Raw genomic sequence first — 10516 nt, 5'->3', positions numbered from 1 at the left:
CAAAGTATATTTTTTAGGCAATGAGTCTTAAAAAGAGGCATTGCAACATCTACGCGGGGTCGTTGAATGATTGCAGTTTCTTGCGCGGCACCGGTTACATGGCGTTCCATACCGCCACTAACGCATACTCTGAACATCAGTTCCCCCTCCTCCCCATTTACCATATGGTAACTTATACTGATTACCGCTGAATTTTTTCGAAATATATAAAATTGGAAATATCAGTGATAAAATTAGTACTGGCTGTTGCGGCAGTTTCTTTGGGCTCTGTAACATCTGCATTTGCAGATAGTATGGTTGCTGGTTGGTATGTTGAGGCAGCCGCGGGTGTAAGTCTTGGAGAAGTTAAATTTGACGACAACTCAATCGATGATACAGCCTTTATCGGTCGCGTTAACTTTGGTAGATCTTTTGACAACAACCTGCGCATTGGCATTGAAGGCTCGTATTCTCAAGCTCTCTCAAAGTCCGGAAATGTATCCGGCACTGCATGGGAACATAAAGCCGACATCTGGTCTTTGATGGCCCTTGGCTACTACGATTTCAATAACAGCACCAAATTCACCCCATTTGTCGGTGCTGGTCTTGGTCTCGGCATAATAGATTATGAATCTAAATCCACGTTCAATCATATGAACGTTGATATGAGCGTTGAATTCTCTGATACGACTATACATGTTGCAGGTAAACTAACGGCTGGTGTTGCCTATGAGCTTAACGACAAGCTTCATATTATTGCTGATTATAGTCTGAACTACCTGCACGATGCTGAGTTCTATGACACATTCAAGTCTACATACGTTAGCGCTACGCACGGCCCTATAGGCGTTAGCGCTGCACTCGGCCCATTAGACGTTAGCGCTATCCAGAACACTTTTAACCTTGGTTTGCGCTACTCTTTCTGAGAGATCGCGAACTTAGATGATAAGCACTGAAGAGGTGCAACTGTAATGGCTGCACTTTTTTCTTTCTATACTTTAGATAGTCCAACTCAGGTGCCGAATTGGGTTTGTTTGAGTAAAGTTAAAAGGGTCTCTCTTAAACGATTGAGAACACCCTGATAACTTTACTCAACTTTTGTCTAATTATTTTTTATGGTCCCAAAAAGCGCTGGTTTTTTTTGGATAGTAAATCACCTAGAAAGGGTCGCAAGCCCGACCCCTCCTATTTACTCCGGGCGATTTAACGGATCAATCCAAGCCGGAACCCTTCTGCCACTGCATGGGTCCGGTTTGCGGCGTGCAATTTGCGAGCAGCAGACGCCAGATACCAATCTGCAGTGTGCTGGGAGATATTCAGTATTTGGCTGATCTCCCAACTGGTTTTGCCTGCCGCTGACCACTTCAGGCACTCCAGTTCGCGAGGTGTAAGTCTATGCCGCGGACGGTTCGCACTGGCCCCCACCAGCTCACGGACCTTGTTGCTGGCATAGATTCCCACCAAGTGAAGGACGCTAATTTCCCGCTCGGTCAAGCGAACTTCAGGGCCGCCCAAAAGCAGGACGCCTTGATAGCCTTGCAGGCCGTGAATAGGGACACAAATACCATCCGCCATGCCATATTCCTTGGCATCGGTGAGGATTTGCTGTGCCATAGCGGACAGCTCCCGGTCTCGCGAAACGCTTGACCACAAGAATGGACGAACAGCAATGCGGGCTTGGGCTATGAGCGGATCATTTTGCACATAGTCCCGGTCCAGATAGCGTTTTTGCCACTCAGCGCTCCAACCGCTGAGCATGATAGCGCCATCAAAAGATACACCCGGATCTGGAATAGCAGCTAAGCAAAACTGAGGAAAACCGAAAGAATTCCCAAGTTCTGAAAGACGACGAGCAACCCCCTCAGGTGCTTCCTCTTGGTTAATGGAGTCAATAAATTCTAGTGCAGCAGTTAAAGGATTCATATTATTTACCCCGTACTATTAGGCCCTCCAATAACCTTACTCTACGCAAATGCTGATTGTTTTAGAAGGTGCATTAACAAACCAAGACTTAGTATTGGACCTATATTCATTACCTTAACTATACATAGACACTAATTTAGCAGGATAACTTCATTTATAATGTGGTGTTCATTGACACCTCAACTATGAGAAAAACTATTTCATGCAATATTGTAATTAATTACACTTCATTATTATTTATGCAGCTAACAAAAATAATTACACCTGCCATTTAAAGAACTTAATACACGTATATTACGAATCGCTCATCTTCAAATAGAGATATTTTATCAAACATCGTTCTATTTCCATCAAAAACAAATCAACTTATGAACTCGATAAACGTGACCTATGCGCGTCACATAAAAATTCAAAGCAGAGATATATCACAGGAGGGGAAAACGGGGATAACCGAATCTGGGTAACAATAGGTCAAGGAACTTCACATTATCCCCAAGTGAAACTATGGAATACATAGGGAGAACACTGAAATATCACCGCCCTCAATTCCTGAAAATCATCCCCACTCAACTGTGTGTCACTGTGCGTCGAGTCGTTTCTGGTGCAGAAAATTGACAGGTTGCCCCCAACTGCACCACAAAATATCCCCAGTATAATTATTCAGCTTACAATTAAGTCCTAAAAGATTACCCCAAAGTTTTAAAAGAGAGGGCGACATGCCGTATTGGCTGTGCTAGAAGGGCCCCGTTAACAGCCGGAGACAATGGAATTCGGCAGGTTGAATTGCGGCTCATGCCGAGAAAAGGACTAGTTTCAGGCTTCAACGCCCGTTTCGAAGACAACAGCTGCACATGCATACAAAAACACTACCGCGCGCGGCACGTTCGCGCACTGTAACAGCAATTCTTGGGCCCACGAATACGGGCAAGACCCACTTGGCAATAGAGCGCATGTGCTCCTATTCCTCAGGCCTGATAGGCCTGCCCTTACGCCTGCTTGCTCGGGAAGTCTATGAGCGGCTGGTGGAGAAAAAGGGAGAGAGCCTCGTTGCGCTGATTACCGGCGAAGAGAAGATCATCCCCAAAGAACCCCGGTTCTGGGTCTCTACCGTTGAAGCAATGCCCAAGGACCTTACCGTGGACTTTGTCGCTATCGACGAGGTCCAGCTGGCAGGTGACCTCGACCGTGGCCACGTTTTCACCGACCGGATTTTGAACCTGCGCGGCCGCGAAGAAACACTTCTACTTGGCTCGGCAACTGTTCGTCCATTGCTTGAAAAGCTCCTGCCCGGCCTGAATGTCATTACTCGCCCGCGCATGTCCGTGCTGACTTACGCCGGTTCCAAGAAAATCACCCGCCTGCCGCGCCGCTCTGCAATTGTCGCGTTTTCCGCCGATGAAGTTTATGCCATAGCAGAGTTGATCCGCCGCCAAAGAGGTGGTGCCGCCGTTGTTCTGGGCTCCCTGTCGCCGCGCACACGCAATGCACAGGTTGAGCTCTTCCAGAACGGGGACGTGGACTGGCTGGTGGCAACTGACGCAATTGGCATGGGGCTGAACCTGGATGTGGATCACATCGCCTTTGCCGGTAACCGCAAATACGACGGCTACCAGTACCGTCAGTTGACGCCTGCGGAGACTGGACAGATTGCCGGACGTGCGGGACGACACCTGCGTGACGGTACATTTGGTGTAACCGGCCGCGTCAACAGTTTCGAAGACGATTTGGTCTATCAGCTGGAAGCTCACCAGTTTGCACCTCTAAAAGTGCTGCAATGGCGCAACCCTGATTTAAATTTTTCCTCCATATCTGCACTTTTGCAGTCATTGGACCGTTCTCCAAACGAAGAGGGCTTGACCAAAGCCCCTCCAGCGGAGGATATCGGAGTGCTCACGCTCTCCTCCCGTGACAGTCATATCAGGTCTGTCGCAACAACTCGCGAGCGTGTCTCGCTCCTGTGGGAGGTTTGTCAGGTTCCGGACTATCGCAAGATAGCACCGGCCAACCATGCAGACCTTGTCATGGGGATTTATTCCCACCTAGTTCGGGATGGGGCAATACCTGATGACTGGTTCCAGAACCAGATTGCCTTTGCTGACCGGACAGACGGGGATATCGACACACTGTCCAACCGGATTGCACACATCCGTACATGGACCTTTGTGGCTAACCGTGCCGACTGGCTAAAAGACCCTGCGCATTGGCAGGAAATTACCCGCGGCATAGAAGATAGATTATCCGATGCCCTTCACGAACGGCTTAAACAGCGCTTTGTGGACCGGCGAACCAGCGTTTTGATGCGACGTCTGAGAGAGAACAAGATGCTCGAAGCGGAAATCACCGCCACCGGTGATGTACTTGTTGAAGGTGAACACATTGGCCAGCTCCAGGGTTTCCGGTTTGTGCCGGACGCCAGTGCTGAAGGACAAGACGAAAAAGCTGTCCGTGCCGCTGCCCAAAAAGCTCTAGCGAGCGAAATTGAAACCCGTGCGAACCGCTTGGCCGATTCCGCCAATGAAGATTTTATTCTTTCGGCAGATGGCACCTTGCGTTGGCAGGGCGAGCCTGTGGCGCGCCTGATTGCCGGTGAACACGTGTTACGTCCGGCTCTTATCCTGCTTGCCGACGAACACTTGACCGGCCCTGCGCGGGACAAGGTGCAAGGACGCACCGACCTTTGGGTAAAAGCCCATACAGAAGGCCTGCTCAAGCCGTTGTTCGAACTGGAACAATCTGAAGGCGTTGAAGGCATTGCACGCGGGGTTGCGTTCCGTCTTTCTGAAAGTCTTGGCGTTATTGAACGTCAGGAGATTGCAGAGGACATTCGCCAGCTCGACCAGACCATGCGCGGTACTTTGCGCAAGATCGGCGTTCGCTTTGGTGCCTACCACATCTTCATTCCTGCCCTTCTTAAACCAGCCCCAAGCCAGCTAATGGCTCAGCTTTGGGCGCTTAAGAATGACAAGGAAGGTATAAAGGGTCTGACTGAGCTTCCAGAGCTTTCCGCATCCGGTCGCACGTCCGTGCCTTATGACAGTGAGATCGAAGCCGCACTTTATAAAGTGGTCGGTTTCCGCGTATGCGGTCCTCGTGCCGTGCGCGTTGACATTCTGGAACGCCTTGCTGACATTATCCGTCCGCTGGTTGCGTGGAAGCCTTTGGAAGAAGGCATCGAACCACCAGAAGGCGCCCGCCCTGAAGGCGGCGCGTTTACTGTGACAGTTTCCATGACCTCCCTGCTTGGCTGCGCTGGCGAAGATTTCTCCAATATCCTTAAGTCCCTAGGTTACCGCCTTGAAACAAAGGAAATTGAAAGACAAATCGTCAAAGCAAAAGAGCTCGACGCCTCAGAAGCTGAGCAGGAAACTGCCCAGACGCCTGCGGATGCTCCTGAATCTGGCGAAACTTCCGAACCTGCGAACGAAGAAGCAAGCGCTGAAAGCGTGAAGCCTGAAGAAGTTCAAGCTGAGCAGACATCTGAGGAAACCGCAGAGGCCGAAGCTGCGGAAATGGAAACGGTTACACTGGAAATCTGGCGTCCGGGCCGTATGGACCGCCGTCCACGCCCTCGCGAGCGTGAGCGGACTCAAGGTTCCCACCGTCACCAGTCTCAAGGTGAAGGAGAGCGCAAAGGACCTCGTCAACCACGTCGCCAACCAGGAAAACTTGGCGGCAAAGGACGCGGAACTCAATCCAGCAACCCGCAAAAGAGCAGAGGCTCAGCCGGTTCCCAGCCGCGGCGTGAAAAACCTTTGGATATGGATTCACCGTTTGCAGCGCTCATGTCCTTGAAACAAAATCTGGAGAAGGGCGACAAATAGTCGCCCCTATCAAGGTATGGACACGCAAGCAAGCCAACGAATTGACAAATGGCTCTGGTATGCGCGCGTTACAAAGTCCCGGACACTGGCACAAAAACTGTCAGTGTCCGGACATGTCAGAGTTAATAAAGTCAAAATCAGCGCCGCAAAGCATCCCATAAAAAAGGGGGACGTGCTCACCATCGCACTTCCACGGCGGACAATGATTCTCAAGGTTTTGGAGCTTGGAACCCGCCGGGGGCCTGCACCCGAAGCCCAGTTGCTTTATGAGGACCTATCTCCTCCTCCCCCACCCAAACCGAAGGTGGCCCATGGGGAACGGGAGAGAGGATCTGGACGGCCCACCAAGCGGGAACGACGCAAAATGATCCACTTCATGAACGTCAAGGAAAACGATTCTGATTAGCGCCTTCAAGCAAGAAGATTTCGCTCTCCTGCAACGAATGCAGGAGATAGATGCACTTGCGAAGGACAAGGAAAAACGGTAGGCATTGCCTCTTGAAGGTGGAGACTTGATGCCTTTGAACCTTTGGGGCTGTTATTGACTGTGTCGCCAATAATCTAAGAGGAAAACGATGACTTACGTAGTCACCGACAACTGTATTAAATGTAAATATACTGACTGCGTGGAAGTGTGCCCAGTAGACTGCTTTTACGAAGGTGAGAATATGCTCGTCATTGATCCGGACGAGTGTATTGACTGCGGCGTTTGTGAGCCTGAATGCCCGGCCGAAGCTATTTTGCCGGACACGGACCCGGGCCTTGAAAAGTGGATTGAGCTGAACGCCGAATATGCGGCTAAGTGGCCAAACCTGACCGTTCGCAAAGACCCGCTGCCAGAGGCACCGGAGTTTGACGGCGTGAAGGAAAAACTGGACAAGCACTTTTCTGCAAACCCAGGCACCGGCGATCAATAAGAATCACTTCCGGGGCATATTCTAGAGCCTCTCTAGGGCTTCTGGCGACTTATTTATTACCTAAAACAATCTGCGGATGGCTCAACTCGGCATTTTTACTGTAAGAGTTGGAAATCCGTGGATAATGTGTTATATGTAGAAAAGGTCGCTTGTCTTACTAGTCACACTCCTTCCCAAAAGGGGTTTTTTTATGGGCGCAGTTTTATTGAAACAACTGCTGATTTTCCGCCCTGCCCGGCTGGTTTGTTGAGAAAGAAATGACCGTCACATTTGAAGGTTAACGTCGCACAGTGCGAAAGCAGGGTTTTCGCATAATGCTCGTTTTCACGTCAGGTATAGAGGAAGGTGTCACATGTACTGTGGCGCCAAACCGGCTGTGTAAAGCCGGTTTACTGCGCAGGAGAATTACAGCGTATGGCCACACCCGCAAAGAAAACCGCGCAGCGTCAGGGATTCAAAACCGGAGAGCACATCATCTATCCATCCCACGGGGTTGGCATGGTTACAGCAATCGAAGAACAAAATGTTGCTGGGTACTCTTTGGAGCTCCTCGTTATCGAGTTTGAGCAGGATAAAATGACACTGCGTGTGCCTGTTGCAAAAATTGCTTCCGTGGGAATGCGAAAGCTCTCAGATGCTGCTGTTGTAAAGAAAGCTTTTGAAACAATCAAAGGCAAACCACGCGTTAAACGTACTATGTGGAGCCGCCGCGCTCAAGAATATGAAGCAAAAATCAACTCCGGTGACCTGATCCAGATTTCTGAAGTTGTGCGTGATCTGTACCGCTCCGACACACAGCCCGAGCAGTCCTACTCAGAGCGCCAGCTTTATGAAGCAGCCCTCGACCGCGTGGCACGCGAGATTGCAGCTGTACAGCGCCAGACAGACACCGAAGCCGTTCGTCAGATCGAACAGGCACTGTCGTCCTCCCCTGCCCGCGCAGCAAAAGCTGCTGCTGCCGCAGCAGCGGCTGAAGAAGGCAACGGCGAGCAGGAAGCTGCTGCTTAAGCTCACCTCCTCCTTTTCGGTACTCATTAAACCCGGCCATCGTGCCGGGTTTAATTTTGCCAAGCCAGATATGCGTGCGGCGACCACCTTTCGACTAGAGCGCGTTCCGTTTGATTGGGTTCAATCAAACGGAACGCGCTCAAAATAAATAAGTTAGAGAGCACAGTATGAATGCAAATGAACGCGATGTGCTCTACAGTATTGATATATCAATAAATAGCCTAACCGCTCTAATCAACAACCACCTTTAAGAGCCTTTTATCCTCAAACCGTTCATTTCCTTTAGTCTGGTTCAAAATGCTAAACAGTTCATAGCGGCGGGCCGGCTCGATGCCGCTCATTTTAACAGCAAGTTTACGAGCCGTATCTCCCTTCCTCGCCTCTATAATTTTGATACGTAAAGGTCTTAGGCGCGCCAGCTCAGCAGCGGAGAGCTGCCGGAAACTGTTCAAGGTCTGTTCAAACTGACTGGTGAAGGTAGAGCCGGGGGTTCTGCTGGCAAAGATGAAGCGGTATCCGGTGCTACCAATACGAACCACGCCAATTCGGAATGACCACCCGTCGGTGACTGCAGAGCCAATCACAGCGGGCAGACCATTCACTGTCGTGGGGCGCACGCTATTTGCAATCAGGCCATTGATCCAGCCACTGCGCAGGTAACTTTCCAAAGTGTCATAGCCTTTCAAGTCTGCTCCATCAAAACGCATTGCAGTGCCGCCGCCATTGCTGGCAAGAACAGCCTCCGTTGCATTTTCCAAAACATACCCTTTGGGCACAGAGAACGAAATTCCTAGAGCCTTATGAAGGAAACTGCGTCCTCGAACATACCCCTCTAAAGGATCATCCCCGAACAGCACCCCATCAATGCTTGTGAGATATTGCTGTTTTCCCTTCACTCCAATTCCAGGGGCCCCAATTTGGCGAGCACTGCGAATGGCCCGCTGGACCCGCTCTGGCGTATTGGGGTGAGAAGAAAGTAAATCAGGAGCGCTGTTTGTCTCCCCGCTCAAGCTTTGGAACTTGGCAAACTCCCCCATTGTTTTAAGAAAGCGCGCCGCCGCAAAGGGGTCATATCCCGCTTTGGAGAGCGTCCTGATGCCAATATCGTCGGCCAGCAGTTCCTGTTCCTGCGAAAAGCGGGCAAAGGAGACCTGAGAGGTTCGCTCTGCCTCACTCACAGTGCTCTGGTCGGCAACCACACTGCTCATCACCCGGTTTGCAAGTGCAGCTGCTGCTGCCCGCCTCTGCCGCTGGACTGCGTGGTTTGCCGTCACATGTGCCATTTCATGGGACAGCACTGCAGCCAATTCGGAGGTATCATTGGCCAGAGCCAGAAGACCACGGGTAATATAAAGATATCCTTCAGGCAGTGCGAACGCATTGACGGTGGGAGAGTTCAAAAGCGTAATGCGGTAATGTGTATTCGGATTATCAGAGGCAGCGACTAGGGAACCGACTACACGCGCAATCGCCTGTTCCGCCCCCTCATCGCTGTAGACTCCGCCATAGGTCGCCACCACACGGGGATGCTCCTTTTGGCTAACTCCGTCCACTAGGCTTGGTCTCAATCCACCTGATTTGCTGGACTTACGGCCAAAGTCATCCGTTATCTGGCAAGAGGCGAGCACGCCAAGAAAAACCAGAGTTATTAGCCCCTTCAGGAACAGGGGGAGAGGGAAGCGAGGCAGCATTGTCAAAGTTATCAGCTCTCAGGTGGCCCGGTATCCAGAATTTCGAACTGTGCAGGATGATCCAGCAGGATTTGTGGCCCGCCTCGAAGTTGGATCACTCCACGTAATCGAACCCGTTTTTCTTTCAAGTCTTCAAGATCACCATGAACACGTTCAAAATCTTTCACATTTCCTCTTTGAATAATGCCAGTAAAATCTCGTGTCCAGACCTTCCCAAAGTTTAAATAGATTACACTTCTTGTGCGCCCTATGGACAACACCTTTCCCTCAACTATTTGAAACAGACCATACTGCTTTGAAAGATCAGGATCTTCTGCATTAATTGCACGATATTTTTTCCATAAACCCAAGCGTAAATCACGTGCTTTTTTTTCTAGGAGGAGCCAGCGTTTCAGGCAGGCCGGCGTTCCAAATCGAGGACGTACAATCGCCAGCCCCTCAGAAATCAAGGTTTCGGAGAGGTTCACTTTATTCCTATCAAAAATAACTGAAGGCCACTCTCCCCACCGGCTTGGCTTTTCCGCCACTGGAAACGCAGTTGCGAACGTGCTCCCTTTGAGCCATCTCTCCATGCGGAGGAGAGCTTGCCCCCGTTGTAAATCCACATCTGCCAGCGCAAACCGTTTCCCATTTCCATTCAAAAACTGATTATTGCTATTCAAGGAGAGAACGGGAGACGCAAAACCCTCTTGCAAGGGCATGCAGGGCTCTGCCTGCCCTCTTGCACTCAAAAAGCAAAGGACGGTCAGGATGATGATAAACTGTAGATAGGGCAAACTGCTTCCATTCCTGAACATGGCTTCTCACCAGCTCACTTCTCGCCACCTGCAAGGCACCATAAAAAGGAGGCGCGGGAAACAATTGGAAACAGCCTATGAAAGGTCGTAGCATGGAATTTCCAGTGATCATCCTCGTGAAATCACTCGCATCACGCGTAAAATCATGCTATCGGGCAACTTCTATCCTAGGTTTCTGGCCCCGTAGCTCAGATGGATAGAGCGGCCGCCTCCTAAGCGGCAGGTCACAGGTTCGAATCCTGTCGGGGTCACCACTTCTCCTTTCTCTCAAAAGCTAGTTTTCCCCTCGGGAAATATATTTGAGGATGTGATTTGCATATAAATCTGCAACCATCCCATAAACGGGCTTTAGAAGTTGTACCCGTTCATGGGGAGTAAGG

At 50.4% G+C, this 10516-nt stretch carries 8 protein-coding genes and 1 tRNA gene; 6 read left to right on the top strand and 3 right to left on the bottom strand.

Annotation, left to right across the window (positions count from 1 at the left end):
* Positions 1–224: 224 nt before the first annotated feature.
* Entirely contained in the window at positions 225–905 is a 681-nt protein-coding gene (locus tag P6574_RS02265; protein ID WP_310618771.1) for an outer membrane protein, read from the top strand.
* A gap of 277 nt (positions 906–1182) precedes the next feature.
* Here P6574_RS02265 and P6574_RS02260 read toward each other — a convergent pair whose 3' ends face one another.
* Positions 1183–1902 (bottom strand): LuxR family transcriptional regulator, encoded by a 720-nt coding sequence (locus tag P6574_RS02260; protein ID WP_310618770.1) that lies wholly within the window; start codon positions 1900–1902, stop codon positions 1183–1185.
* A gap of 851 nt (positions 1903–2753) precedes the next feature.
* Between P6574_RS02260 and P6574_RS02255 the strand changes: the two genes are divergently transcribed.
* The 4 genes from P6574_RS02255 to P6574_RS02240 all read left to right on the top strand — a co-directional run bounded on the left by P6574_RS02255 (position 2754) and on the right by P6574_RS02240 (position 7648).
* Positions 2754–5723 carry a helicase-related protein gene (locus P6574_RS02255; RefSeq protein ID WP_310618769.1) on the top strand — a complete coding sequence of 990 codons (2970 nt, stop codon included), beginning with the start codon at positions 2754–2756 and terminating at the stop codon, positions 5721–5723.
* Positions 5724–5739: 16 nt separating this feature from the next.
* Positions 5740–6129, top strand: coding sequence for an RNA-binding S4 domain-containing protein (locus P6574_RS02250; protein ID WP_310618768.1), 390 nt, complete (start codon positions 5740–5742; stop codon positions 6127–6129).
* A 169-nt stretch (positions 6130–6298) separates the two neighbouring features.
* Positions 6299–6640: a ferredoxin FdxA gene (fdxA, locus tag P6574_RS02245; RefSeq protein WP_310618767.1), complete on the top strand. Its 342-nt coding sequence runs from the start codon at positions 6299–6301 to the stop codon at positions 6638–6640.
* Between the two features lie 414 nt (positions 6641–7054).
* Complete coding sequence (locus P6574_RS02240; protein ID WP_310618766.1) at positions 7055–7648, top strand: CarD family transcriptional regulator; 594 nt, start codon at positions 7055–7057, stop codon at positions 7646–7648.
* 230 nt (positions 7649–7878) lie between these two features.
* On the opposite strand, the gene P6574_RS02235 is transcribed toward P6574_RS02240, so the two are convergent.
* Entirely contained in the window at positions 7879–9339 is a 1461-nt protein-coding gene (locus P6574_RS02235) for a M48 family metalloprotease (protein WP_310622088.1), read from the bottom strand.
* An 11-nt stretch (positions 9340–9350) separates the two neighbouring features.
* Complete coding sequence (locus tag P6574_RS02230; RefSeq protein ID WP_310618765.1) at positions 9351–10040, bottom strand: nuclease; 690 nt, start codon at positions 10038–10040, stop codon at positions 9351–9353.
* 273 nt (positions 10041–10313) lie between these two features.
* On the opposite strand from P6574_RS02230, the gene P6574_RS02225 reads away from it, so the two are divergent.
* Positions 10314–10390: transfer RNA gene (locus tag P6574_RS02225), tRNA-Arg, on the top strand.
* The last annotated feature ends 126 nt before the right edge of the window (positions 10391–10516 follow it).

Source organism: Pseudovibrio sp. M1P-2-3 (assembly GCF_031501865.1).
Lineage (GTDB): Bacteria > Pseudomonadota > Alphaproteobacteria > Rhizobiales > Stappiaceae > Pseudovibrio > Pseudovibrio corallicola.
The sequence above is the reverse complement of the archived record's forward strand: the minus strand, read 5'-3'. Positions and strand labels throughout refer to the sequence as shown.

Bases quoted from the DNA above. Each gene is read 5' to 3' on its own strand.
- P6574_RS02255 (WP_310618769.1), top strand. From the start codon at position 2,754: ATGCATACAAAAACACTACCGCGCGCGGCACGTTCGCGCACTGTAACA.
- P6574_RS02235 (WP_310622088.1), bottom strand. From the start codon at position 9,339: ATGCTGCCTCGCTTCCCTCTCCCCCTGTTCCTGAAGGGGCTAATAACT.
- P6574_RS02250 (WP_310618768.1), top strand. From the start codon at position 5,740: ATGGACACGCAAGCAAGCCAACGAATTGACAAATGGCTCTGGTATGCG.
- fdxA (WP_310618767.1), top strand. From the start codon at position 6,299: ATGACTTACGTAGTCACCGACAACTGTATTAAATGTAAATATACTGAC.
- P6574_RS02240 (WP_310618766.1), top strand. From the start codon at position 7,055: ATGGCCACACCCGCAAAGAAAACCGCGCAGCGTCAGGGATTCAAAACC.
- P6574_RS02230 (WP_310618765.1), bottom strand. From the start codon at position 10,040: ATGCCCTTGCAAGAGGGTTTTGCGTCTCCCGTTCTCTCCTTGAATAGC.
- P6574_RS02260 (WP_310618770.1), bottom strand. From the start codon at position 1,902: ATGAATCCTTTAACTGCTGCACTAGAATTTATTGACTCCATTAACCAA.